At 62.6% G+C, this 22,970-nt stretch carries 26 protein-coding genes; 12 read left to right on the top strand and 14 right to left on the bottom strand.

The window, feature by feature from the left end; translation table 11 throughout:
* Positions 1-15 precede the first annotated feature (15 nt).
* From iolG to AC0L2M_RS26240, 5 genes are all read right to left on the bottom strand, one after another.
* On the bottom strand, positions 16-1,017 hold the full coding sequence (gene iolG, locus AC0L2M_RS26260) for an inositol 2-dehydrogenase (RefSeq protein WP_473531372.1): 1,002 nt from the start codon (positions 1,015-1,017) through the stop codon (positions 16-18).
* A gap of 125 nt (positions 1,018-1,142) precedes the next feature.
* The gene (locus AC0L2M_RS26255; RefSeq protein ID WP_128172835.1) at positions 1,143-1,910 is read right to left on the bottom strand and encodes an ATP-binding cassette domain-containing protein; all 768 of its coding nucleotides are present in this window, start codon (positions 1,908-1,910) and stop codon (positions 1,143-1,145) included.
* Positions 1,911-1,912: 2 nt separating this feature from the next.
* Positions 1,913-2,989, bottom strand: coding sequence for an ABC transporter permease (locus tag AC0L2M_RS26250; protein ID WP_128168852.1), 1,077 nt, complete (start codon positions 2,987-2,989; stop codon positions 1,913-1,915).
* A gap of 158 nt (positions 2,990-3,147) precedes the next feature.
* On the bottom strand, positions 3,148-4,089 hold the full coding sequence (locus AC0L2M_RS26245; RefSeq protein ID WP_077374705.1) for a sugar ABC transporter substrate-binding protein: 942 nt from the start codon (positions 4,087-4,089) through the stop codon (positions 3,148-3,150).
* Between the two features lie 371 nt (positions 4,090-4,460).
* The gene (locus AC0L2M_RS26240) at positions 4,461-5,492 is read right to left on the bottom strand and encodes a LacI family DNA-binding transcriptional regulator (protein WP_473536287.1); all 1,032 of its coding nucleotides are present in this window, start codon (positions 5,490-5,492) and stop codon (positions 4,461-4,463) included.
* Positions 5,493-5,657: 165 nt separating this feature from the next.
* Between AC0L2M_RS26240 and AC0L2M_RS26235 the strand changes: the two genes are divergently transcribed.
* Genes AC0L2M_RS26235 through AC0L2M_RS26225 form a run of 3 tightly spaced genes read left to right on the top strand, consistent with a single transcriptional unit; the run spans position 5,658 to position 8,373 of the window.
* Positions 5,658-6,767, top strand: a complete 1,110-nt coding sequence (locus AC0L2M_RS26235; RefSeq protein ID WP_128172837.1) for a fatty acid desaturase family protein — start codon at positions 5,658-5,660, stop codon at positions 6,765-6,767.
* Positions 6,768-6,823: 56 nt separating this feature from the next.
* A complete protein-coding gene (locus AC0L2M_RS26230) occupies positions 6,824-7,138 on the top strand; it encodes a MocE family 2Fe-2S type ferredoxin (protein WP_023796929.1) in 315 nt (104 codons plus the stop codon).
* A 5-nt stretch (positions 7,139-7,143) separates the two neighbouring features.
* A complete protein-coding gene (locus tag AC0L2M_RS26225; protein ID WP_473531374.1) occupies positions 7,144-8,373 on the top strand; it encodes an NAD(P)/FAD-dependent oxidoreductase in 1,230 nt (409 codons plus the stop codon).
* 261 nt (positions 8,374-8,634) lie between these two features.
* Here AC0L2M_RS26225 and AC0L2M_RS26220 read toward each other — a convergent pair whose 3' ends face one another.
* The 5 genes from AC0L2M_RS26220 to hslV all read right to left on the bottom strand — a co-directional run bounded on the left by AC0L2M_RS26220 (position 8,635) and on the right by hslV (position 12,953).
* Positions 8,635-9,594, bottom strand: a complete 960-nt coding sequence (locus tag AC0L2M_RS26220) for a DUF1402 family protein (protein WP_023796927.1) — start codon at positions 9,592-9,594, stop codon at positions 8,635-8,637.
* 245 nt (positions 9,595-9,839) lie between these two features.
* On the bottom strand, positions 9,840-11,153 hold the full coding sequence (gene hslU / locus AC0L2M_RS26215; RefSeq protein WP_023796926.1) for an ATP-dependent protease ATPase subunit HslU: 1,314 nt from the start codon (positions 11,151-11,153) through the stop codon (positions 9,840-9,842).
* Positions 11,154-11,157: 4 nt separating this feature from the next.
* A complete protein-coding gene (locus AC0L2M_RS26210; RefSeq protein ID WP_023796925.1) occupies positions 11,158-11,757 on the bottom strand; it encodes a DUF2585 domain-containing protein in 600 nt (199 codons plus the stop codon).
* Positions 11,758-11,797: 40 nt separating this feature from the next.
* Positions 11,798-12,328, bottom strand: coding sequence for a GNAT family N-acetyltransferase (locus AC0L2M_RS26205; protein WP_473536303.1), 531 nt, complete (start codon positions 12,326-12,328; stop codon positions 11,798-11,800).
* Positions 12,329-12,401: 73 nt separating this feature from the next.
* Positions 12,402-12,953 carry an ATP-dependent protease subunit HslV gene (hslV, locus tag AC0L2M_RS26200; protein ID WP_023796923.1) on the bottom strand — a complete coding sequence of 184 codons (552 nt, stop codon included), beginning with the start codon at positions 12,951-12,953 and terminating at the stop codon, positions 12,402-12,404.
* A 239-nt stretch (positions 12,954-13,192) separates the two neighbouring features.
* Here hslV and hisB point away from each other — a divergent pair, with 239 nt between their 5' ends.
* The 9 genes from hisB to coaA all read left to right on the top strand — a co-directional run bounded on the left by hisB (position 13,193) and on the right by coaA (position 18,998).
* On the top strand, positions 13,193-13,792 hold the full coding sequence (hisB, locus tag AC0L2M_RS26195; RefSeq protein ID WP_091592962.1) for an imidazoleglycerol-phosphate dehydratase HisB: 600 nt from the start codon (positions 13,193-13,195) through the stop codon (positions 13,790-13,792).
* A gap of 3 nt (positions 13,793-13,795) precedes the next feature.
* Positions 13,796-14,272 (top strand): DUF2628 domain-containing protein, encoded by a 477-nt coding sequence (locus AC0L2M_RS26190; protein ID WP_091592551.1) that lies wholly within the window; start codon positions 13,796-13,798, stop codon positions 14,270-14,272.
* Between the two features lies 1 nt (position 14,273).
* Positions 14,274-14,924, top strand: a complete 651-nt coding sequence (hisH, locus tag AC0L2M_RS26185) for an imidazole glycerol phosphate synthase subunit HisH (RefSeq protein WP_473536286.1) — start codon at positions 14,274-14,276, stop codon at positions 14,922-14,924.
* A 3-nt stretch (positions 14,925-14,927) separates the two neighbouring features.
* Positions 14,928-15,218: a DUF1330 domain-containing protein gene (locus AC0L2M_RS26180; RefSeq protein ID WP_023796919.1), complete on the top strand. Its 291-nt coding sequence runs from the start codon at positions 14,928-14,930 to the stop codon at positions 15,216-15,218.
* Between the two features lie 3 nt (positions 15,219-15,221).
* Positions 15,222-15,971: a 1-(5-phosphoribosyl)-5-[(5-phosphoribosylamino)methylideneamino]imidazole-4-carboxamide isomerase gene (gene hisA, locus AC0L2M_RS26175; protein WP_473536285.1), complete on the top strand. Its 750-nt coding sequence runs from the start codon at positions 15,222-15,224 to the stop codon at positions 15,969-15,971.
* Positions 15,968-16,804 carry an arginase family protein gene (locus AC0L2M_RS26170; RefSeq protein ID WP_473536284.1) on the top strand — a complete coding sequence of 279 codons (837 nt, stop codon included), beginning with the start codon at positions 15,968-15,970 and terminating at the stop codon, positions 16,802-16,804. The genes hisA and AC0L2M_RS26170 overlap by 4 nt, the downstream gene beginning before the upstream one ends.
* Positions 16,801-17,595: an imidazole glycerol phosphate synthase subunit HisF gene (gene hisF, locus AC0L2M_RS26165; RefSeq protein WP_167366398.1), complete on the top strand. Its 795-nt coding sequence runs from the start codon at positions 16,801-16,803 to the stop codon at positions 17,593-17,595. Before AC0L2M_RS26170 ends, hisF begins: the two co-directional genes overlap by 4 nt.
* Before the next feature lie 92 nt (positions 17,596-17,687).
* Complete coding sequence (locus AC0L2M_RS26160; RefSeq protein WP_023796915.1) at positions 17,688-18,014, top strand: phosphoribosyl-ATP diphosphatase; 327 nt, start codon at positions 17,688-17,690, stop codon at positions 18,012-18,014.
* Between the two features lie 24 nt (positions 18,015-18,038).
* Positions 18,039-18,998 carry a type I pantothenate kinase gene (gene coaA, locus AC0L2M_RS26155; protein WP_091592562.1) on the top strand — a complete coding sequence of 320 codons (960 nt, stop codon included), beginning with the start codon at positions 18,039-18,041 and terminating at the stop codon, positions 18,996-18,998.
* A gap of 127 nt (positions 18,999-19,125) precedes the next feature.
* Here the strand turns inward: coaA and AC0L2M_RS26150 are convergent, their stop codons facing one another.
* The 4 genes from AC0L2M_RS26150 to AC0L2M_RS26135 form a co-directional block, all read right to left on the bottom strand.
* Positions 19,126-19,743 carry an alpha-ketoglutarate-dependent dioxygenase AlkB gene (locus AC0L2M_RS26150; RefSeq protein ID WP_473536283.1) on the bottom strand — a complete coding sequence of 206 codons (618 nt, stop codon included), beginning with the start codon at positions 19,741-19,743 and terminating at the stop codon, positions 19,126-19,128.
* Positions 19,744-20,089: 346 nt separating this feature from the next.
* Complete coding sequence (gene lysM, locus AC0L2M_RS26145; protein WP_128168876.1) at positions 20,090-20,563, bottom strand: peptidoglycan-binding protein LysM; 474 nt, start codon at positions 20,561-20,563, stop codon at positions 20,090-20,092.
* Between the two features lie 180 nt (positions 20,564-20,743).
* A complete protein-coding gene (arfB, locus tag AC0L2M_RS26140) occupies positions 20,744-21,181 on the bottom strand; it encodes an alternative ribosome rescue aminoacyl-tRNA hydrolase ArfB (RefSeq protein WP_027152041.1) in 438 nt (145 codons plus the stop codon).
* A 113-nt stretch (positions 21,182-21,294) separates the two neighbouring features.
* Positions 21,295-22,905, bottom strand: coding sequence for a phosphoenolpyruvate carboxykinase (locus tag AC0L2M_RS26135; protein ID WP_473536282.1), 1,611 nt, complete (start codon positions 22,903-22,905; stop codon positions 21,295-21,297).
* Positions 22,906-22,970 lie beyond the last annotated feature (65 nt).

Genomic DNA, 22,970 nt, shown 5'->3' with positions numbered 1-22,970 from the left:
TCCTGTGCTTGATGGTCAGACTGTCTTGTCGAGGCGGACGGCCTTGCCTTCCGTCGCCGATTTCAGCGCCGCGTCCGCCAGCCGCAGCGCGACGAGCCCGTCCCCACCGCTCGGCGCCGCCTTGTTGCCCGACGTCGCCGCCGCGATGAAGGCGGCGATCTCGTTGGCATAGGCGTCGAGGTAGCGGGTCATGAAGAAGTCGTGCAGCGGCGGGCGCGTATAGCCCTTTTCATTGGCCAGCTCGATCGACACCGGCCGCTGGTTCTCGGCCGCAACCATGCCTTTCGAGCCATGCACCTCGATGCGCTGGTCGTAGCCATAGGTGGCGCGTCGCGAATTGGAGATGATGCACTGCTTGCCGGAGGCGGTTTCGAGGATGACGCTGACGCTGTCGAAGTCGCCGGCCTCGCCGATCTTTTTGTCGACCAGCACCGAGGCGTGGGCGCTGACCGCCACCGGCTCCTCGCCGAGCAGGAAGCGCGCCATGTCGAAATCATGGATGGTCATGTCGCGGAAGATGCCGCCCGAGCGGCCGATGTAGTCGAGCGGCGGCGGGCCGGGATCGCGCGAGGTGATGGTCACCATCTCGACCGTGCCGATGGCGCCGTCGTCGATCGCCTTGCGCACGGCGGCGAAATGCGGATCGAAGCGGCGGTTGAAGCCGACCATCAAAGTGGCGCCGGCCTTGTCGACCACGGCCAGGCATTCTTCCACTCGGCCGGCGTCGAGGTCGATCGGCTTCTCACAGAAGATCGCCTTGCCGGCCTTGGCGAACCGCTCGATCAGATCGGCATGGGTGTCGGTCGGCGTGCAGATAATGACCGCATCGATATCCCCGGCTTTTTCGATGGCGTCGATGCTGCGCACTTCCGCGCCATAGGCCGACGCCAGATCGGTCGCCGCCTTCTCGAAGGCATCGGCAACTGCGACCAGCCTGGCCTGCGGATTGGAACCGACGGCGCGGGCGTGGACCTTGCCGATGCGGCCGGCACCGAGAAGAGCGAAGCGGAGAGACATGGAAATTTCCTTTGGGATGGTTCGAAATGGAAGTGCGTCTTTACTGAACCGTTCAGGGCAAGGCGCAGTAGATTTTCTTACTGCAGCTGATCGGCGACGGGCCGATGACCCGCCGCGCATCCGCCCTAAGCCGCAAGTTCCGCCTCCCCGGTTTTGGCGCCGGTGATGTATGAGACGATGTCGTTGCCGTCGGTGTCATGCTTGCGCAGGTTGGCGACGATGCGGCCGCGCCGGAACACGACGATGCGGTCGACCAGGTCGAACACCTGGCGCATGTTGTGGCTGATCAGGATCAGCGGCTCGCCATTGGCTTTCAGCGTGCGGATGATGTTTTCTACCTGCGTCGTCTCCTGCACACCAAGTGCAGCCGTCGGCTCATCCATGATGATGAGCTTGGATGCGAAAGTCGCGGTTCTGGCGATTGCCACGCACTGGCGCTGGCCGCCCGACATGTGGCGGATGGTGTTGGAAAGATTGGGAATCTTCACCGCCGTGCGGATCAGCGCTGCCTCGGTCGCCTTGCGCATGAACTTGCGATCGAGGATCGAGAAAGGCCCGAGATTGAACAGCACCTTTTCGCGGCCGAGAAACAGGTTCGACGGCACGTCGAGATCGTCGGCAAGCGCCAGGTTCTGGAACACGGTCTCGATGCCCGCCTCGCGCGCCGCGATCGGTCCGGCGAAGTTGACTTCCTTGCCGTCGAACCAGATCTTGCCGCTGGTGCGCTGCTCGACGGCGGTGATCTGGCGCACGAAGGTCGATTTTCCGGCGCCATTGTCACCCATGATGGCGACATGCTCGCCCTTGCGCAGTTCGAAATTCGCGCTTTCGAGCGCATGCACGCCGCCATAGTATTTGGTCAGGTTTTCGGTCTTCAGGACGATGTCTGACATGGTCAAGCCCTCATTGCCCGCAGGCGCTGGCGCCACTGGTCGAGAACGACTGCGCCGATGATGATCACGCCCTTGACCATCTCCTGGTAGTAGGCGTCGAGGCGCAGGAAGGTGAAGCCGGAGATGATGACGCCGAAGATCAGCGCACCGATCACCGTGCCGATGATCGAACCGCGGCCGCCCGACAGCGAGACGCCGCCGATGACCGCCATGGCGATCGCGTCCAGTTCGTACATCACGCCCATGCCGGCCTGAGCAGTGAGGTTCTTGGAGCTCAGCACCACGGCGGCTAGCGCGGCGAGGATACCGGCAATGACGAAGACGAGGATCTTGTGGTTCTTGACATTTATGCCGGACATGCGCGCGGCGTCCTCGTTGGAGCCGATGGCATAACAGTGCTTGCCGTATCTGGTGTATGACAGGATCAGCTGGAACAAAATCGCCAGCGATATGAAGATGATGACCGGCATCAGCCCCTTGCCGATGGCGGCGAAACTCTCGGTGGGAAACGAGATCGGCTGCCCCTTGGACCACCATTTGGCGACACCGCGCGCGGTGACCATCATGCCGAGCGTGGCGATGAACGGCGGAATGCGGGTATAGGCGACCAGCGTGCCGTTGATCAGGCCAGCCAGCAGGCCGCAGCCGATCGCGACAAGCACCGGCACGATCACCGGCAGGTCGGTCCAGCCCTGCTCGATGAACATCGCCTTGGGGTTCGGGTTGCCGTTGACCGTCGCCACCTGGGCGAAGCTCATGGCGATCATCGCCGTGGCGCCGACGATCGAACCAGAGGAGAGGTCGATGCCGCCGGAAATGATCACCTGCGTCACGCCGATGGCGATGATGCCGACGATCGACACCTGCAGGATGATGATCTGCAGGCGCGCCTCGTTGAAGATCGTATCGACGTTGGCGCGGGTGTTGAACAGGAAGCTGTCGCCAAGAAAGACGCGGCCTATCAGCTCGAAGGCGCCGACCAGGATGATGAGCGCCAGGAAAACGTTGAATTCGGCAGGCCATGTCCGCTTTTTCGCATCATAGCTCAGTCCACCGACGCCATGGGTTGTCTGTGTCAACTTTTGCTTCCTCCATCAGCTGCAGTCGCCCTCCCGCCGCTTGTTTCGGCGATGAGGGAAAAGAGGGAGCGGCGCTGCTTTTTGTTCTTAAAGCGTCGGATTTCCAAAAACCGGTCCGATCCTCTGCCGCGCCGCTCCTATCGAGAACGCTCCTCTGCTCAATTCTTCTGCAGGAACTTGTCGATGTTTGCCGGCGTGACCAGCTGGAAGGGGATGTAGACCTTCTGCTCAACCGCCTCGCCCTTGGAAAGCTTGAGCGCCGCGTCCAGCGCCCCGGCGCCTTGGCCGGCCGCGTCCTGGAACACGGTGACGTCGAGATCGCCCGCCTGCATCGCGGCAAGCGCGTCCTGGGTGGCGTCCACACCGCCGACGACAACCGACTTCATGTCGATGTTGGCAGCTTTCATGGCCTGGATGGCGCCGATGGCGCTCTCGTCATTGTTGGCGATCACGCCATCGAACGGCGCGCCGGTCGACAGCCAGTTGGTCATCAGGTTCTGTGCTTCCTCGCGTTTCCAGTTCGACGTCTGCTTGTCGATGATCTTGATGAAGCTGCATTCGGGAGTGGCGATCACATCGTCAATGTCCTTGGTGCGCTGCACCGCGGCCTGGTTCGACAGTTCGCCCATGATCACATAGACATTGGCCTCGGTCTTGCCGGCTTCCTTGAACAGCCGGCAGACTTCCTGGGTCTCGAGAGTGCCTGACTCAACCTCGTTCGAGGCAACGAAAGCCTGGTTGTCCGGCAGCGTGTCGACATTGACCGGCTCGCGGTTGACATAGACCAGCGGAACGTTGGCCGCAGCGGCGGCATCCGACATTGCCTGGGTGGCCGAGGTGTCGACTGGATTGACGACAATCGCGTCGACGCCCGAGGCGACGAAGTTCTTGATCTGGTCGAGTTGCTTGGCGACGTCGTTCTGCGCGTCCTCGACCTGCAGTTCGACGCCTTCCATGCCTTTGGCCTGCTCAATCATGCCGTTGCGCAGCACGGTGAGAAAATTGTCGTCGAACAGCGCCATCGACACGCCGATTTTGGCAGCGAGGGCGGACGAGCTCATCAGCGCCAGGAATGCGGCGCCCAACAGCAGCTTTTTCATTCTATTTCTCCTCCACAGAATTGGTGTCCGGCTGCACCGATCTACCCGGAATCCCCGATCTCCCAGGGAATCTCTCCCGATTGCTTCTCCGTTTTCCGATGGCGATTTCCGCGTTGGCTGGAACGCCAAGCCCTCCGTTGAAACAGATGTTCCGGAACGAAAGAACCAAAATACCTAGTTGGTGAAATATTTATTCCATTCTACTGGCGGGCGTCAAGGAGATTCCGAAAGCGGCTGCCGGTTTTTTCGGACAACGCGGCTGAGGGTCGGCAAACCTTCTGCAAGAATCCATCAGGCTGATGGTTCACATCACTGCCGACGTCCCGATCTAAACAGGATGTCTTGGCTGAGCCCAGATCTTCTGCCCGAGCCTAGATGTTTTCCGGCAGATAGATGTCGAAGGGCAGGAAGGTCTGGCCCGGCGCATTGGCGGCGCCTGCCTCGATGGCATGCACCATCAGCCCGACAAGTTCGCGGCATAGTGCTGCCAGCGGCGTCGAAATCACCATGGTCAGGATGTTGTCGGCGAGCGCCGCGCGCGATTCGGCGTTGATCTCGTTGCAGACGACCACTGGCATGTTTGCCGGCCTGGCCGCCCTTAGCGCGGAAACCGCGCCTTCCATGCCGCCGCCAGCGACATAGCAGCCGGCCAGATCCGGGTACCGCGCCAGAAGATCGATCATTGCATCATGGGTCACCTGGTTGGCTTCCAGGTTGACCAGCGTCTCCATCACCGTGAATTCCGGCGCATGCTCGCGGAAAAACGATCTGAAGCCGATCTCGCGCAGCTCATGGCCATGGAAGCGATGGCTGCCGACGAAAAGGGCGACCTTGCCGGGCTTTCTCGCCGCTCTGGCGATCATCCAGGCCGCGGTACGACCGACCTTGCGGTTGTCGAGGCCGACATAGCCCTCGCGGATGCCGGCTGCAAAGTCGGATAGCAGGGAGAAGACGGGTTGCCCCCTCGCCTTCAGGGTCTCGACGGCTGCCGTCAGCGTCGGATGGTCCGGACCGACAAGGGCGACTGCCCTGGATTTCGCCGCCAGCTTGCGCATCTGCGCGGCGGTCTCGTCGGGGGCCAGCGAACTGGCGAAATCGATGGTTGCGACGCCGCGGAAGCGCTGCGATTGCGAAACAGCCAGTTCGATCTCGCGGGCGAAATCGCTGTAGAAAACATCATTGCCCCTCAGCAGCAGAAAGCCGAGCCGGTATTCCGGCAGTTCCTGGCGCATCCGCTGCTTGATCAGCCCGGCGGCGTGGTAGCCGATGCTGGTGGCGGCCTCATAGACGCGGCGCGCGGTTTCCTCGCGCACCGGCAGGCGATTGTTCAGCACCCGATCGACGGTGGCGACGCTGACCCCCGAAATACGCGCCAGATCGGTGATGGTCGGCCGTTTTGCCATACGCTTCCTGCCTGATTGCCTGGCATAGGCTATACATCATTCTGATGGGAAATGATAGAAACTATCTTCATGATGTTGAGCCTATCACGGCTTGGCGTTATTTTAGGGCATAAGCACCTGTGGCAGAGGCACCCGTTCCGACGGATGCCGACGGAGGCAGCCTCAATGGAAGCGACACTATCCGCAATGCCGTCCCGGCGAGACTACAGCCTGCTCGGCCGCGACGCGAAACGCGCCGTCGAGACCGGCCTGGCGGCGGCCGAATGGTATCATACCGACGTGCCCCGCAAGCAGATGAAGGAGCTGATGCAGCGCTCCGATGGGCCGGCGATCCGCGACACCATCATCTGGCTCTCCGCCCTGGTCGTGAGCGGCGCCGGCGGCGCCTGGTTCTGGGGCACATTGTGGTGCGTGCCGTTCTTCTTCGTCTATGGCGTGCTCTACGGCTCTTCCACTGATTCACGCTGGCACGAATGCGGCCACGGCACCGCCTTCAGGACGCAGTGGATGAATGATGCGGTCTATCAGATCGCCTGCTTCATGATCATGCGCAACCCGGTGACCTGGCGCTGGAGCCATACACGGCATCACACTGACACGGTCATCGTTGGCCGCGATCCGGAGATCGCGGTGATGCGCCCGCCGGACCTGTTGCGCGTCGTGCTCAATTTCTTCGGCATTGTCGATGCCTGGCATGCCATGGCCGACATGGTGCGCAACGCGGCCGGTATCATCAGCCCGGCGGAAAAGACCTTCATTCCCGAGCAGGAGCAGCCAAAGGCGATCCGCATTGCCCGCATCTGGACCGCGATCTATGCCGCGACAATCGCGCTGGCGCTTTATGGCGGCTCGTTCCTGCCCTTGATGCTGGTCGGTCTGCCCAGGCTTTACGGCGCCTGGCATCATGTCATGACCGGCCTGCTGCAGCACGGCGGCCTCGCCGAAAATGTCATCGACCATCGCCTCAACAGCCGCACGGTCCACATGAACCCGATCAGCCGCTTCATCTACTGGAACATGAACTACCACGTCGAGCACCACATGTTCCCGATGGTGCCCTACCACGCGCTGCCGAGGCTGCATGAGCTGATCAAGCACGACCTGCCGGCGCCGACGCCATCGATCCTGGCCGGCTATCGCGAGATGGTGCCTGCCTTCCTGCGCCAGCTGCGCAATGAAGACTATTTCCTCAAGCGCGAACTGCCGCCGACCGCCAAGCCTTATCGCGAGGAATTCCACAACGATAACGACGCCGTCGCGGCAGCAGCCGAATGATTTGCGCGCCTGTGCCGGGGCATGTTGACCAAGAAAAATTCTGCCCGGGAGGACCAATGAGCGACTGGGTCGAGGCCTGTGGTGCCGATGACATCGACGAAGAGGACGTGATGCGGTTCGACCATGACGGCCGCACCTTCGCCATCTATCGCAGTCCCGACGACGAATATTTCGCGACGGACGGCCTTTGCACGCATGAGAAGGTGCATCTGGCCGACGGGTTGGTGATGGACGACATCATCGAATGCCCGAAGCACAATGGCCGCTTCAATTACAAGACCGGTGCAGCCAGGGGCGCGCCGGTCTGCGTCAATCTCAGGACCTATCCGGTCAAGCTCGACGCCGGCAAAATCCTCATTCAGATCGGGTGACGGTGATGGCGAAAGGAATGCTCATCATCGGCGCCGGCGAATGCGGCGGGCGGGCTGCCCTGGCGCTGCGCGATCTCGGCTATGATGGCCCGGTGACGCTGGTAGGCGACGAGCCGCATCTGCCCTATGAGCGGCCGCCGCTGTCGAAGGACGCGATGGCCGGCGATGCGCCGGTGATCAAGGCGATCGCCAGCGATGAGATCCTGGCCGAGAGATCGATAAGGCATATCCATTCGGTTCAGGCGGTGGCGATCGACCGCGCTGCTCATGTCGTGCGCCTGTCGGACGGCTCGGCGCTGCCATACGACAAATTGCTGCTGGCGACCGGTTCCCTGCCGCGCAGACTGCCAATGCCGGGCCTCGGGCCGCGTTGTGCCTATCTCCGGACCTTCAACGACGCGCTGGCAATTCGAGCCCATCTCCGCGCCGGAAACCGCATCGCCATCATTGGCGGCGGCTTCATCGGTCTTGAGCTCGCCGCCGCAGCACGCAGACTGGGCGCAGTTGTCACCGTCATCGAGGCGCAGCCGCGCATCCTGATGCGCGGCGTGCCGGCCGAGATCGCCAAGATCGTCCACGAGGCGCATGAAGCCGAAGGCGTCAAAATCCTGTGCGGCGACGCAATCGCCGCGATTGCCGATGACGGCGCCGAGGTGAGCATCGCGCTTGCCGGCGGGCAGGACATCGTCGCCGACCTGGCGGTGATCGGCATCGGCGCTGTGCCGGTGACCGGACTTGCCGCAGAAGCGGGCCTGACGATCGACAACGGCATAGCCGTCGATGCCGAGCTTCGCACCAGCGATCCGGATATCTTTGCCGCCGGCGATTGCTGCTCGTTTCCGCTTGCCGTCTATGGCGGCCGGCGCGTGCGGCTGGAGGCCTGGCGCAACGCGCAGGAGCAGGGCGCGATTGCGGCCAGCAACATGCTTGGCGCCGGTGAGGCCCACTCGGCTGTGCCATGGTTCTGGTCGGATCAGTACGGCCTGACCTTGCAGATATCTGGGCTGTCGGACGAGGGCAGCAAGGTCGTGCGCCGCGACCTCGACGACGGCGCCTTCATCCTGTTTCACCTGGCGCAAGACGGCAGGCTGGTCGCGGCGAGCGGAATCGGTCCGGGCAATTCTGTCGCCCGCGACATCAGGCTGGCCGAGATGCTGATCGCAAAAAGGGCAAAGCCGGCGCCTGAGGCGCTCGGTTCGCAAACGATCAAGCTGAAGTCGCTGCTGGCGGCGTGAGCCCGGTGCGTGCCGATTGTCGAAAGCAGGCGCCGCCCCTCATTGCCCTGCCGGGCATTTCTCCCCGTAAACGGGGAGAAAGAAGCTGGCCGCGAACCTGGCGTTCTTTCTGCAACCCTGGGCGATTGGCGAAATCCTTTGCGAAGGCGTCCTTCTCCCCGTCGCTATACGGGGAGACGTGCCCGGCAGGGCGATGAGGGGCAGCGCAAACGCCGAAGAGGCGACTTCGATTTCAGCTCGAAGGCCAGATCTCAACACCCACTAAAACAGCGCGTTGAGCTCCGGCAGTTTGTCGTTGACCAGCCAGCCATAGTAATTTTCCTCAGGCAGCTTCTCCGGTTCGCCCGCGGCGCGGCGCCTGTCGTTTTCGGCCTTCAGCGCATGGGCGCGCTGCTCAGGATTGCCGACATTGTAGAGCGTCGATGTGATGCCGGGATTGCCCGATATGTCGAAGCCGGCAATGCTCTGATAGGCATCGATCGATTTCCGGATCGTCGCCGCGACATAGTCCAAGGTCAGGTCCGGATCCATGATGGTCTTGTAGACCGCGTTCGGATCGCCGACGTCGAGCTTCGGCAGGCCGGACACCTGGTGCACGAGATCGCTCATCTGCAAGGCGGTCAGCGGATTGAGCTGGCCCAGGCCAAAAGTCTGGCCGGCATAATAGGGCTGGAAGAAAGTCGCGCCGAAGCGGTCGTCGGGGAAGCTCTCACCGCCGACAGTTTTGCCGCGAAAGGAAAGGTTCCACACCTGCTCGCGGCATTCCCAGAGCTCGTAACTATCCGATTTGCCGACGCATTCCTGGAATTGCGGCCGTTGCACGAAATCGGTGATGTCCTCGCCTTCGTAGGCGAAGGACAGCTTGCTCGACAGATAGGAGATCGCCTTGACGTAGTAGGTCTGCAGCCGGTCGTAGGCGTCGACATTGTAGGTGTGCTCGCCGACGATGGCGCCGACGATATGCATAGGATCGATGCCATAGGTCGCTGCTGCCTGCTCGATCTTGCCGCGAAGACCGGCGTCGTGCTGCAGCAGCGCATAGACCTTGCGGTATTTCGACTGGAAGGTGGTGTTGGTGGCCTGGGTGCGCCGGCTTGAGGCGCCCGGTATGTTGGGCTGCTCGACATGACTGTTGCCCGGCGGCACCATGGTCGCCGCTTCGGCGGCGAACATGGCTGTCGCCAGCGTCAGCCCGAGAGTGACGAGGATCGTTTTTTTCATGCGCCGCCGCCTGCAACAACGCATGACCCTCGGAACCGATTTTCGGGGGTCATGCGCAGAACCAACTGTACAGCGTCCTTTGCGCATCCAAAAAGCTGCGCGGCGCTGGTGTTGCCGGCAAACTAGGTAAAGCTGCAACGGGAGTCGAGAGCCCCGTCGCCCGGCAAGACAAAAGCTGGCCAGATGCTTCCATTTGGCCACACGTGCCGGCTCCGCCGGTCCGACTCTTGCGGATGGATCGCCTGCTACAGGATGAATCGCGACAGATCCGTGTTTCTCGACAGATCGCCGACATGCTTCTCCACATAGGCGGCGTCGACTGTCACCGACGTGCCGTGGCGGTCCGGCGCGTCATAGGAGATCTCGTCCAGCACCCGCTCCATCACCGTCTGCAGCCGCCTGGCGCCGATGTTCTCGACGCTGGCGTTGAGATCGACGGCGATGCCGGCCAGTGAATCGATGGCGTCGTCGGTGAAGACGAGATCGACGCCCTCGGTCTTCATCAGCGCGATGTACTGCTTGATCAGGCTGGCCTCGGTCTCGGTCAGGATGCGGACGAAATCGTCCTTCTCCAGCGCACGCAGCTCGACGCGGATCGGCAGACGGCCCTGCAGTTCGGGCAGCAGGTCGGATGGCTTGGCAACGTGGAACGCGCCCGATGCGATAAACAGGATGTGATCCGTCTTCACCGGTCCGTATTTGGTCGCGACCGTGGTGCCTTCGACAAGCGGCAGCAGGTCGCGCTGCACGCCTTCGCGGGAAACACCGGCGCCCATGCCGCCTTCGCGCGAGGCGATCTTGTCGATCTCGTCGAGGAAGACGATGCCGTCGTTTTCGGTCGATTCGAGCGCCCTGCGCACCACCTCGTCCTGGTCGAGCAGCTTGTCGGACTCGTCGCCGACCAGCACCGCGTAGGATTCCTTCACCGTCGTCTTGCGGGTCTTGGTCTTCTGGCCGCCCATCGCTTTCGACAGCATGTCGTTGATGTTCAACACGCCGATATTGGCGCCCGGCATGCCGGGGATCTCGAAGCCGGGCATGCCGCCGGTGCCGGTATCGCTCACTTCGATCTCGATCTCCTTGTCGTCGAGCTCGCCGTCGCGCAGCTTTTTGCGGAAACTGTCGCGCGTCGCCGGGCTCGCCGTCTTGCCGACGAGCGCCTCCAGCACGCGTTCCTCGGCATTGATATGGGCGCGCGCCTTGACGTCCTCGCGCATCTTCTCGCGCACCAGGCCGATGGCGATCTCGACCAGGTCGCGGATGATCTGCTCGACGTCGCGGCCGACATAGCCGACCTCGGTGAACTTGGTCGCCTCGACCTTGACGAACGGCGCACCGGCAAGGCGCGCTAGGCGGCGCGAGATCTCGGTCTTGCCGACGCCGGTCGGGCCGATCATCAGGATGTTCTTCGGCATCACCTCTTCACGCATCTGGCCTTCGAGCTGCTGGCGGCGCCAGCGGTTGCGCAAGGCGATGGCCACGGCGCGCTTGGCGTCCTTCTGGCCGATGATGAAGCGATCGAGTTCCGAAACGATTTCGCGGGGTGAGAATGTGGTCATATCGCTAAATTCCACTTTGCCACTGCCGGATGGACTCGAACGGATGCAGCAGCATGATCACGTTGAGTGTCAGATTGTCCCTGATGATGTAGCCGACACCGAATTCGAAGATGAGAGCGAGGGTCACGATCACCCATATAGGAAGCCTGCGCGCCATCACAAATCCCAGCACCATCGCCAGCGTGTCCGCCACCGAATTGATGATGCTGTCGCCGTAATAGTCGAGCGAGATCGTGCCGGCGCGGTAGCGCTCGATGATCAACGGGCTGTTCTCGAGAAGCTCCCAGCCGCCCTCGATGACGACGGCAAAAGCCAGCCTGAGCCCGATCGGCGAGCGCGGGAACAGAGCCCACGCCAGCGCGTAGAACAGGAAGCCGTGGATGAGGTGCGAGAATGTGTACCAGTCGGAAATATGCTGGGAATTCTCCGAGCTCTGCACGATGCCGTGCCACAGCTTGACATAGCCGCATTCGCAGATCGGCGTTCGGCCCATGCCGTAAAGGGCTCCAGCCTGGAATATAATCAGGCCGAGGACGAGCAGAAGTCCCATCCGCCAGCTGTCTTCATAGGCCGAGACGGTCTTGTCGGCGCCGCTTGTACTCATGCTGTTACTGCCCCTCTTCGGCGCCTTATTCGGCGTCACCCTATTCGATATTGCCCTCTTGGGCGTCGCGCTCTTCGGCGTCAATTGCCATCAGCACGGCGTCGCCATATTCCGATTGCCTGCGATCGATAGCTCTGAACCCGGCCTTTTGATAGGCACGGATCGCTCGTCCGTTGGATGGATCCGGGTCGATGATGACACGCGGTGCCCCTTCCTCGAACAGCTGTTCCACGAACTGCCGGACAATTGCCGAGCCGTGGCCGCGTCCGACAAGCTCGGGCCTGCCGATCGACAGATCGATGCCGAGCGTGCCGAAAGGCTGGTCGCTGTAGGGGTGGCCGTCCTCCAGATGCGGATCGTAGCTCTGCATGTAGCCGATCGGCTCGCCGTCGAGCTCGATGATCAGCGGCTCGACGGAAATGCTGTCGATATGCTCGCGGATCTGGGCGATCTCCGTCTCGGGATCGTCCCACCACTCCGCGACGTGCGGCTCGGCCAGCCATGCCGCGATCATCGGCAGGTCCGCCTCCGTCACCGGTCGAAAATCATATCTATTTTCTCGTTTGGCCATGATCTCCTGCGAACCGAAGGTCAGCGAAGCAAAAACCGGTTTCCACTTTTCGGGATCATGGCCAGCGGCCGGCTCAGCCGGCATCGAGGATTTCGATGACAAAATTGTTGTTGGTGTAGACGCAAATGTCGGATGCGATCTGCATCGCCTTGCGGGCGATTTCTTCGGCATCCTTGTCGGTGTCCATCAGCGCGCGCGCCGCGGCCAGCGCATAATTGCCGCCCGAGCCGATCGCCATGACGCCATGTTCGGGTTCGAGCACGTCGCCGGTGCCGGTCAGCGCCAGCGAGACCGACTTGTCGGCAACCAGCATCATCGCTTCCAGCCGGCGCAGATAGCGGTCGGTGCGCCAGTCCTTGGCGAGTTCGACGCAGGCCCGCGTCAATTGCTCCGGATATTGTTCGAGCTTGGCCTCCAGCCGCTCCAGAAGCGTGAAGGCATCAGCGGTGGCGCCGGCGAAACCGGCAATGACATTGCCGCTTTTGCCGATTCGGCGCACCTTCTTGGCGTTGCCTTTCATGATCGTCTGGCCAAGGCTGACCTGGCCATCACCGGCGATCACCACCTTGCCGCCCCTGCGCACGGTCAGGATCGTCGTGGCGTGCATGGTCAGTTCGTTCGACATCTCTGCTCCGATCAGCACCGGTCCCGACAAGGCGATTGGCGCATTACGAGTGACTTGATCGACCCTATGTATGCATAGGTCCGACGATTGCCAACCGGTCATCGGCCAGGCTCGATACTGCTTGGCACGGCAACTGGCAATCACCGGATCATGCTGCTAGAAGGCTCTCGTTTTCAAGCATGTGGACGCTTTCAAGCATGTGGACGCTTGGAACGCCTGAACTCTGGACAAGGATGAACATGCCGCCCCGTTCCGCCAACGCAAGCCGCAAGACCAGGGAAACCGACATCTCCGTATCGGTCCAGGTCGACGGCTCGGGAAAATCCGATATTTCGACGGGCGTCGGCTTCTTCGATCACATGCTGGACCAGCTGTCGCGCCATTCGCTGATCGACATGACGGTCAAGGCCAAGGGCGACCTCCACATAGACGATCACCACACGGTCGAGGACACCGGCATCGCGCTCGGTCAGGCGCTGGCCAAGGCACTAGGCGAGCGGCGCGGCATCATGCGCTATGCCTCGATCGATCTCGCCATGGACGAGACGCTGACGCGCGCGGCGATCGACGTTTCCGGCCGTCCTTTCCTTGTCTGGAACGTTGTGTTCTCGTCGCCGAAGATCGGCACGTTCGACACCGAACTGGTGCGCGAATTCTTCCAGGCCCTGGCGCAGAATGCCGGCATCACGCTGCATGTCACCAACCATTACGGCGCCAACAATCACCACATCGCCGAGACCTGCTTCAAGGCGGTGGCGCGTGCGCTGCGTTTCGCGCTTGAAAGCGACCCGCGCCAGCCTGACGCGGTTCCTTCCACCAAGGGATCTCTGAAGGGATAGGCCATGGCCGTCTATGTCGTGATGGAACCGCCGGGCCGCGGCGAAAAGCCTGACACAACGGCCTTTGTCCGTGATGGGTTTTCCTGGCTTGGCTTCCTCGTGCCGCCACTGTGGCTGCTCTGGCACCGGTTGTGGATCGAGGCAGCACTGGCGTTTGTCGGCATGGCTCTGCTTTCGATGCTTGCCGAAGGGCTGAGCCTTGGGCTGGCCGGCCCGCTGCTGTCGCTGCTGGTATCGCTCTATGTCGGGTTGGAAGGGCAGGCGTTGCGGATCGCCGCGCTGCGCCGTCGTGGCTGGCACGAATGGGGCGTCGTCGAGGCCGACAGGCTCGACGATGCCGATACGCGCTATGTGCTGGAAGCCGAAGCGCGTGCGGATGAGCCAGCGCCAGTGCCGCGCATCGTTCCGGACGCTGCCCATGCCCGGCCGGCACAGACAGGCTTGGTGCTCGGACTGACGCACACGCCGGGAAGGCCATGACATGCGGGTCGCGATCATCGATTATGGCTCGGGCAACCTGCGCTCGGCCACCAAGGCCTTCGAGCGCGCCGCGCACGAGGCCGGCATCGCCGCCGCCATCGACCTGACCGCCGATGCCGAGCGTGTCAGAACCGCCGACCGCATCGTCCTGCCCGGCGTCGGCGCCTATGCCGATTGCGCGGCCGGGCTGCGCGCCGTGGCCGGCATGTGGGAGGCGGTCGAGGAGGTCGCGATCGTCAAGCGGCGGCCGTTCCTCGGCATCTGCGTCGGCATGCAGCTGATGTCGGAGCGGGGCCTGGAAAAGACTGTCACAAAAGGCTTTGGCTGGATCGCCGGCGACGTCAAGGAGATCACCCCGGCCGATCCTGCGCTAAAAATCCCGCAGATCGGCTGGAACACGATCGAGCTCACGCGCAAGCATCCGCTGTTTTCCGGCATTCCGACCGGCAGCAAGGGGCTGCACGCCTATTTCGTTCATTCCTACCATCTCGACGCGCAGAAGCCGGACGAGGTGCTGGCGATTGCCGACTATGGTGGTCCGGTTGCAGCTGCTGTTATCAGCGACAATCTCGCCGGCACGCAGTTTCATCCCGAAAAGAGCCAGGCGCTTGGCCTGGCGCTGATCACCAATTTCCTGCGCTGGAGGCCCTAAGAAATGAGCAAGAAAGGCTACTGGATGGCGATGGTCGATGTCCGCGATCCCGAGGGCTACAAGCAGTATATCGAGGCGAACGCGGCGGCTTTTGCGAAATATGGCGCGAAGTTTCCCGTGCGGGCGGGGCGTTATGCGAACCCGGAAGGGCCGACAGGCAACCGCCACGTCCTGGTCGAGTTCGAGTCCTACGACAAGGCGATAGAATGCTACGAATCGCCTGAATACCGGGAGGCATTGAAGTACAGGCTTGCCGCCTCGACCGGTCACTTCGTCATTGTTGAAGGCGCCTGAACGGTGATCCTGTTCCCAGCCATCGACCTCAAGGACGGCAAGTGCGTCCGCCTGAAGCACGGCGATATGGCGACCGCGACGATTTACAATGACGACCCGGCCGCGCAGGCCAGGGCTTTCGAGCAACAGGGCTTTGAATGGCTGCATGTCGTCGACCTCAACGGCGCCTTCAAGGGCCAGAGCGTCAACGGCGCGGCGGTCGGCGCCATTCTCAAGGCAACGAAAAACCCGGTGCAGCTCGGCGGCGGCATCCGCACCCTGGCGCAGGTCGAGGACTGGCTCGATCGCGGGCTGGCCCGCATCATTCTCGGCACGGTGGCGGTGCGCGATCCGGATCTGGTCAGGCAGGCCTGCAAGGCATTCCCGGGCAAGATCGCCGTCGGCATCGACGCCAAGGGCGGCAAGGTGGCGGTCGAGGGCTGGGCCGAGGCCTCTAGTCTCGGCGTCATCGAACTGGCGAAGAAGTTCGAGGGCGCCGGGGTTGCCGCCATCATCTACACCGACATCGACCGCGACGGTGTGCTGACCGGCATCAACTGGGACGCCACCATCGATCTTGCCGACGCCGTCTCCATCCCGGTCATCGCCTCCGGCGGGCTGGCCTCGATCACCGACATCGTGCGCATGACGATGCCCGATTCGCAAAAGCTCGAAGGCGCCATCTCAGGGCGTGCACTTTATGACGGACGTATCGACCCGGCCGAGGCATTGGCGATCCTGGCGGCCGGACCGGAGAAGGCGAGGGCGCGATGAAACTCTCGATCATCCTCGCACCCTATGACAGCGGCCTTTACCATGCCGGCTTTGGCCAGGGCCCCGACGCCATCATTGCCGGCGGCCTTGTCGACGAACTTGCCCTGCGCGGCCATGATGTCATCGTCGAGGACATCGGCGAGGTCGGCGATGCCCAGAGACGCGAAATCGCGACAGGTTTCGCGGTTTGTCGGGCAGTCGCCACCAAGGTCGACATGGCGCGCGACGATGAGCGTTTTCCCATCGTGCTCGCCGGAAATTGCCTGACCGCCGCCGGTGCGGTGGCTGGCGACGCCGCTGATTCGATCATCTGGATCGATCAGCATGGCGATCTCAACACGCCCGAGACGTCCGCCTACGGCTTTCTTGACGGCATGGCACTGTCGACGACGCTGGGGCTCTGCTGGCGGCCGATGACGTCAGCGATTCCCGGCTTCCAGGCGATCGACCCGTCGCGGTGCATGCTGGTCGACGCGCGCGACCTCGATCCAGATGAAAGGCGGCTTCTCGAAACATTGCCGATCATTCGCGCCCAGTGGACCGATGCACTCGACAATGTCGGAAAGCTCAAGGCGGCCGGCGCGGCCCAAGCGCATTTGCATCTTGATCTTGATGTTCACGATCCGGATGTGCTGCAAGTGAACCGCTATGCGCTGCCGGGAGGTCCAAACCCGGAACAGCTGCGGCAACTGGTTTGCGGGCTGGCCAAGTCGATCCCGATCGTCGGCATCACCCTATCCGCCTACGATCCTGCCTTTGACGCCAAAGGCGAGGTTCCGCCTGTCGTTGGGCAATTGCTTGGCGATTTTCTTGCCGCGCATGCGAGGATCTGATGCTGAAAGCCCGCGTCATCCCCTGTCTCGACGTCAAGAACGGCCGCGTCGTCAAAGGCGTCAATTTCGTCGACCTGATCGATGCCGGCGATCCGGTCGAAGCGGCCAAGGCCTATGATGCCGCCGGCGCCGACGAGCTCTGCTTCCTCGACATCACCGCCTCGTCCGAAAATCGCGAGACCATCTTCGACATCGTCGCCCGCACCGCCGAGCAATGCTTCATGCCGCTGACCGTCGGCGGCGGCGTGCGCCAGGTCGCCGACATAAGAAAGCTGCTTTTGGCCGGCGCCGACAAAGTGTCGATCAACACGGCGGCGGTGAGGAATCCCGATTTCATCGCCGAGGCGGCCGACAAGTTCGGCAACCAGTGCATCGTCGTCGCCATCGATGCCAAGATAGTGTCAGGCGAAGGCGAGGCCGACCGCTGGGAGATTTTCACGCATGGCGGCCGCGAGAAGACCGGCATCGACGCGGTCGAATTTGCTCAGCAGATGGTCGATCGCGGCGCCGGCGAGATTCTGCTGACGTCGATGGACCGCGACGGCACCAAGGCCGGCTACGACATCGCGCTCACCCGCGCGGTCGCCGACGCCGTGCGTGCGCCGGTCATCGCCTCCGGCGGCGTCGGCACGCTCGATCACCTGGTCGAGGGCATTCGCGACGGCCATGCCGGCGCGGTACTGGCGGCATCGATTTTCCATTTCGGCACGTACAGCATTGCCGAAGCCAAGTCGCACATGGCCCGAGCCGGCCTGCCGATGCGACTGGACTCGTCAGGGGATCGGCTCTAAAGCATGATCCCGAACCGAAGGTCCGTGCGCCAGCCAAAAGGGGGAACCGGTTTCGGAAAAGATCATGCTTAAACAAGCAGATAGATGGCGCCATGGCTGAGTTTTCGCTCTCCGATCTGGAGACAATCATCAGGGAACGCGCACATTCCGGCGATCCGGATTCGTGGACGGCAAAGCTGTTCGCGCGCGGCATCGACAAGGCGGCGCAGAAGCTCGGCGAAGAGGCGGTCGAAACGGTGATCGCGGCCGTTGGCGGTGACAGACAAGCCCTCGTTTCGGAAAGCGCCGATCTCATCTATCATTGGCTCGTCGTTCTGGGTGTCGCCGGCGTTCCGCTTGCCGATGTCCTGACCGAACTAGAGCGCCGCACCGGTCGTTCGGGCATCGCCGAAAAGGCGTCTCGGCAGGACCGGGGCTGATCGCTGCGGAGGGCAGGAAACTCGATGGACCAGCTCGCCCCCACCGAGAAATATTCGCCCTTCCGTTTTTTCTCGGCGGAAGAATGGTCGCAGTTCCGCGCCGATACGCCGATGACGCTCGGCGAGGACGAGATTCGTCGCCTGCGTTCGCTCAACGATCCGGTCGACCTCGAAGAGGTCAAGCGCATCTATCTTTCGCTATCTCGGCTGTTGTCGGCCCATGTCGAGGCCAGCCAACTGCTGTTCAGGCAGCGCCAGGCCTTCTTCAACGCGGTGGATGTCGTCAAGACGCCCTTCATCATCGGCATTGCCGGCTCCGTCGCGGTCGGCAAATCGACCACGGCGCGCGTCCTCAAGGAATTGCTGGCGCGCTGGCCGTCGAGCCCCAAGGTCGATCTGATCACCACCGACGGCTTCCTGCTTCCCAACGAAATCCTGCGCCGCAACAATTTGATGGAGCGCAAGGGCTTTCCCGACAGCTACGATGTCGGCGCCCTGCTGCGTTTCCTGTCGGGCATCAAATCGGGGCAGCGCAATGTCCGCGCGCCAGTCTATTCGCACCTGACCTACGACGTCGTTCCCGGCGCGTTCCAGACCATCGACCGGCCGGACATATTGATCTTCGAAGGCATCAACGTCCTGCAGCCGGGCAAGCTGCCAAAGGACGGCAAGATCGTGCCTTTCCTGTCGGATTTCTTCGACTTCGCCATCTATATCGATGCCGAAGAGGAGCTGATCCATCAATGGTACATCGCCCGCTTCATGCGGCTGCGCGAGACCGCCTTCCGCGATCCGGACTCCTTCTTCCACCGCTATTCGCAACTTTCGCAAGCAGCGGCCCGCGCCATCGCCGAAGGCCTGTGGGCCAACATCAACCTGAAGAATCTGCGCGAGAACATCCTGCCGACGCGAGCCCGCGCCGATCTCATCCTGCGCAAGGGCGCCAATCATCTGGTCGAGGAAGTGGCGCTCAGGAAGCTGTAACGAAGCGGTTTACGGCGCTTTAGGCAGTGCCCACTATCGTTCGATTGCAAATTCCAGAGCATTTGTCGGGAGCAGCCGGTGATCAATATGCCTGCATTGCGCCGGCCACCGCTTTTGCGAGACAGCATTAGCCAGGATAGGTCACCCGCCGCAGTGTCAGATTGATCCGGCCGCCATTCCTGAGCAGTGCCGAGGTCGACGGATAAATACGGTCGACGCCGTGGAAACACAGGCGGCCTTCGCCGCCAAGCACGACGACGTCGCCGCTTTTCAGCCTGAACGATTTGGTGCCGCCATCGCGCGTGCTCTGGCCGACCCTGAACAGGCAATCGTCGCCCAGTGAAACGGAGACGACCGGCGCGGAGAAATCGATCTCGTCGCGGTCCTGATGAAGGCCCATCTTCGCGTCGGGCGAATAGAAATTGACCAGGCAGGCCTCCGGCGGATGGGGATAGGCAGACACCTCGCGCCACAGCTCCAGCAGCACGTCCGGGATCGGCGGCCAGGGCGTTCCGGTTACCGGGTGCGTCGGCTGGTAGCGATAGCCGTGCTGCTTGTCGGTGACCCAGCCAAGCGAACCGCAATTGGTCATGCGCACGCTCATCTCCTTGCCGGTGCGCGGCATCGCCGGCACGAACAGCGGCGCTTCCTGCACGACCTGCCTCACATCCTCGACCAGCGCTTCCTGCACCGCGCGGGATAGGTAGCCGGGCATGTGGCGGACGCCTCTGGGCAGAACGAGCATCAGCTTGGTCGCTTCATCGGGTTCATCTGGCGGACAATGCCACCAACAAACAAGAACGGCGACCCGAAAGCCGCCGTTTTTGTCCTTGGATGGCAATCGCCAGCTTAAGGTGTGGTGAGATTCAGGTCAGGCCGAGCCGAAAATGGTGGTTTCCGAGAACCGGAGCGGAGCGTACTTAAGTACGTGAGCCCGCGCATGACCCCGAAATCGGGATCGATTTCGGAAAGGTCATGCACAAAATCAAGGTTCTACAGCGTCCTTTGCGCGCCCAACAAGGCGCGCGGCGCTGTAGTAAGCGCAGGAAACCGCCGTTTGCAGGCCGGCATCACCTGAATATCAACATACCTTAGTCGAGGTCCGGGATGCGCAGGACCTGCCCTGGATAGATCTTGTCTGGGTCGGTCAGCATCGGCTTGTTGGCCTCGAAAATGACCGTGTTCTTCGCACCCTTGCCCTTGCCATAGCTCTTTTCGGCGATCTTCCAGAGATTGTCGCCTTTCTTGACCGTGTAGAAGGTCGGTTCCTTGGCCGGGGCTGCGGGCGTGCCGGCCTCGGGCGCGGCGACCTGCAATTCATCCGCCTGCACCTTGGACACACCGAGCGTGTTGCCGACGGCGATGATGGCTTTTTCGAAGATCGACTGATCCTTGACTACGCCTTTCAGCACAGCCGTATCGCCCTTGACGTCGACTTCCACATTGTCGGTGCCGAGCGCGTGCGAATCGAGTTCCTTCTTCAGCGTATCGGCGGTCGGCTCCGGCTCATCGTCGCCGAAGCCGAGCTTCTTGCCGACGCCCTTGACGAAATCAAACATGCCCATCTGCGGTCTCCTTGCTGTGACGAACACCGAACTTGCCACCTGCAACCTGGAATTGGAAGCGGCCTCGACCGCGATCGGCGTCGCGCCTGCCGCATCGGCCCAGAACTCGGAATCGATTTTTGGAAAAGCACCATGCGTGGCTGCCCGAGCGCGCACCCTTTGCGTCCGGGTGGACGCGCGTCAATCGTCGTCCACCCGACCGCGCAGCTTCTTGATCGTGCCGCGCCCAGCCTTGGTCTTCAGCCGCCTTTCGACCGCGCCTTTCGAAGGCCTCGTCTTCTTGCGCGGCGGCGGCGGCGGTTCGGCGGCCCTGGCGACCAGTTCCGCAAGTCGCGCCCGGGCGTCCGCCCGGTTCTGCTCTTGCGTGCGGAAGCGACCGGCCTCGATGACGATGACGCCGTCCTTGGTGGCGCGCTGGCCGGCCAGCTTAATGGTTCGCTCGCGGACGCGCTCCGACAGGCCAGGCGCATTCGCCGCATCGAAGCGCAATTGCACCGCCGTCGCCACCTTGTTGACGTTCTGGCCGCCGGGACCGGACGAGCGGATGAAGTCCTCGTGCAGGTCATCCGGATGGATCACCGCATCGTCGGCAATGATGATCTTGTCGTCGGCGTTCATGCCGCAGTCATGGCGCGGCGAACGAAAAAAGAAAAGGCCCGATCCCCGGGTCGGACCTTCCCCCGGGTCGGGCGTTCCCGATCCCGGTCCGGGGCCTCGAGATGCAGCGGCGACTATTCCGCGGCTTCGCGCATGCGCGGCGCGGCGCCGAGCACGATGGCGTCGACATGCGGTTCGAATTTTTCGAAATTGACGGCGAACATGCCGACCAGCCTCGCCGCCTGCAGGTCATAGGCTGAGATGTCGGCCCACGTCGATCTTGGATCGAGAATGGCACGGTCGACGCCCGCGACCGCCACCGGCACCTCCAAGCCAAAATTGGCGTCGGTCCGGTAATCGGCCCCTTTCAGCGAGCCGTCGAGCGCCGCGGCGAGCAACGCCCGCGTTGCCTTGATCGGCATCCGCTTGCCGGTGCCGTAGGCGCCGCCGGTCCAGCCGGTGTTGACCAGCCAGCAATCGACACCGTGATGGGCGATCAGCTCGCGCAGCAGATTGCCGTATTCCGACGGATGGCGCGGCATGAACGGTGCGCCGAAACAGGTCGAAAACGTCGCTTCGGGTTCGGTGACGCCCTTTTCGGTCCCTGCCACCTTGGCGGTGTAGCCGGAGAGGAAATGATACATCGCCTGCGCCGGGGTCAGCCGGGCGATCGGCGGCATCACGCCGAATGCGTCGGCGGTCAGCATGATGATGTTTTTCGGGTGACCGGCGCGGCCTGTCTTGCTGGCGTTGGGGATGAAGTGGAGCGGATAGGCGCAGCGCGTGTTTTCAGTGAGATTGCCGTCGTTGAAATCCGGCACGCGGCCGGCGTCGAGCACCACATTCTCCAGCACCGTGCCGAAGCGTTGAGTGGTTGCGAAGATCTCCGGCTCGGCTTCGGCCGAGAGCTTTATCGTCTTGGCATAGCAGCCTCCTTCGAAGTTGAAGATGCCATGCGGGCCCCAGCCGTGCTCGTCGTCGCCGACCAGCGTGCGCGACGGATCGGCCGACAGCGTCGTCTTGCCGGTTCCCGAGAGGCCGAAGAAGATGGCCGCGTCTCCGCCGGCGCCTTCATTGGCCGAGCAGTGCATCGGCATCACGCCCTTCGCCGGCAACTGATAGTTGAGCACGGTGAACACCGATTTTTTCATTTCGCCGGCATAGGAGGTGCCGCCGATCAGCACGATCATGCGCGTCAGATCGACGGCGATCACCGTTCCGGTTCGGGTGCCGTGGCGGACGGGATCGGCACGGAACGACGGCAGGTCGATGATCGTCAACTCGGGCACAAAATGCTCGAGCTCGGCGGCTTGCGGGCGAATGAGCAGATTGCGGATGAACAAGGAGTGCCAGGCAAGCTCGGTGACGACCCGGGTCGTCAGCTTCAAGTCCTCATCGGCGCCGCCGACCAGGTCCTGCACATAAAGATCCTTGTCCGCCGCGTGGGCGCGAAAATCGGCGAGCAGTGTATCGAACTGGGCCGGCGAAATCGCCTTGTTGTTGTCCCACCATACATGCGGCCCGGTGGTCTCGTCGCGGACGACGAATTTGTCCTTGGGCGAGCGGCCGGTGTGCTGTCCGGTCTCGGCGACCAGCGCGCCATGCGCGGTGAGCCGGGCCTCGCCGCGGCGGATCGCTTCCTCGTAAAGGACGGCCTCGCCGAAATTATAGCGCACCGCGCCGGTGGTTTTCAGGCCGATCCGGTCGATCGCCCATGCGGGATTGCGTTTGCCGGCTTCCGACATGAGGGGTTCCTTCTTCGATTGCAGCATCCTGGCCGGCGAACTTCCGGAGCCCCCAACGATGGAGA

It is taken from the genome of Mesorhizobium sp. WSM4806 (assembly GCF_055811635.1).
This window is presented reverse-complemented; position numbering and strand designations above follow the sequence as displayed.

Bases quoted from the DNA above. Each gene is read 5' to 3' on its own strand.
- hisH (WP_473536286.1), top strand. From the start codon at position 14,274: ATGCGGGTCGCGATCATCGATTATGGCTCGGGCAACCTGCGCTCGGCC.
- iolG (WP_473531372.1), bottom strand. From the start codon at position 1,017: ATGTCTCTCCGCTTCGCTCTTCTCGGTGCCGGCCGCATCGGCAAGGTC.
- AC0L2M_RS26150 (WP_473536283.1), bottom strand. From the start codon at position 19,743: ATGCTCGTTCTGCCCAGAGGCGTCCGCCACATGCCCGGCTACCTATCC.
- arfB (WP_027152041.1), bottom strand. From the start codon at position 21,181: ATGAACGCCGACGACAAGATCATCATTGCCGACGATGCGGTGATCCAT.
- AC0L2M_RS26190 (WP_091592551.1), top strand. From the start codon at position 13,796: ATGGCCGTCTATGTCGTGATGGAACCGCCGGGCCGCGGCGAAAAGCCT.
- coaA (WP_091592562.1), top strand. From the start codon at position 18,039: ATGGACCAGCTCGCCCCCACCGAGAAATATTCGCCCTTCCGTTTTTTC.
- AC0L2M_RS26180 (WP_023796919.1), top strand. From the start codon at position 14,928: ATGAGCAAGAAAGGCTACTGGATGGCGATGGTCGATGTCCGCGATCCC.
- AC0L2M_RS26205 (WP_473536303.1), bottom strand. From the start codon at position 12,328: ATGGCCAAACGAGAAAATAGATATGATTTTCGACCGGTGACGGAGGCG.
- AC0L2M_RS26255 (WP_128172835.1), bottom strand. From the start codon at position 1,910: ATGTCAGACATCGTCCTGAAGACCGAAAACCTGACCAAATACTATGGC.
- AC0L2M_RS26170 (WP_473536284.1), top strand. From the start codon at position 15,968: ATGAAACTCTCGATCATCCTCGCACCCTATGACAGCGGCCTTTACCAT.
- hslU (WP_023796926.1), bottom strand. From the start codon at position 11,153: ATGACCACATTCTCACCCCGCGAAATCGTTTCGGAACTCGATCGCTTC.
- AC0L2M_RS26240 (WP_473536287.1), bottom strand. From the start codon at position 5,492: ATGGCAAAACGGCCGACCATCACCGATCTGGCGCGTATTTCGGGGGTC.
- lysM (WP_128168876.1), bottom strand. From the start codon at position 20,563: ATGGGCATGTTTGATTTCGTCAAGGGCGTCGGCAAGAAGCTCGGCTTC.
- AC0L2M_RS26225 (WP_473531374.1), top strand. From the start codon at position 7,144: ATGGCGAAAGGAATGCTCATCATCGGCGCCGGCGAATGCGGCGGGCGG.
- AC0L2M_RS26220 (WP_023796927.1), bottom strand. From the start codon at position 9,594: ATGAAAAAAACGATCCTCGTCACTCTCGGGCTGACGCTGGCGACAGCC.
- AC0L2M_RS26135 (WP_473536282.1), bottom strand. From the start codon at position 22,905: ATGTCGGAAGCCGGCAAACGCAATCCCGCATGGGCGATCGACCGGATC.
- AC0L2M_RS26235 (WP_128172837.1), top strand. From the start codon at position 5,658: ATGGAAGCGACACTATCCGCAATGCCGTCCCGGCGAGACTACAGCCTG.
- AC0L2M_RS26160 (WP_023796915.1), top strand. From the start codon at position 17,688: ATGGCTGAGTTTTCGCTCTCCGATCTGGAGACAATCATCAGGGAACGC.
- hslV (WP_023796923.1), bottom strand. From the start codon at position 12,953: ATGTCGAACGAACTGACCATGCACGCCACGACGATCCTGACCGTGCGC.
- AC0L2M_RS26230 (WP_023796929.1), top strand. From the start codon at position 6,824: ATGAGCGACTGGGTCGAGGCCTGTGGTGCCGATGACATCGACGAAGAG.
- AC0L2M_RS26210 (WP_023796925.1), bottom strand. From the start codon at position 11,757: ATGAGTACAAGCGGCGCCGACAAGACCGTCTCGGCCTATGAAGACAGC.
- AC0L2M_RS26245 (WP_077374705.1), bottom strand. From the start codon at position 4,089: ATGAAAAAGCTGCTGTTGGGCGCCGCATTCCTGGCGCTGATGAGCTCG.
- hisB (WP_091592962.1), top strand. From the start codon at position 13,193: ATGCCGCCCCGTTCCGCCAACGCAAGCCGCAAGACCAGGGAAACCGAC.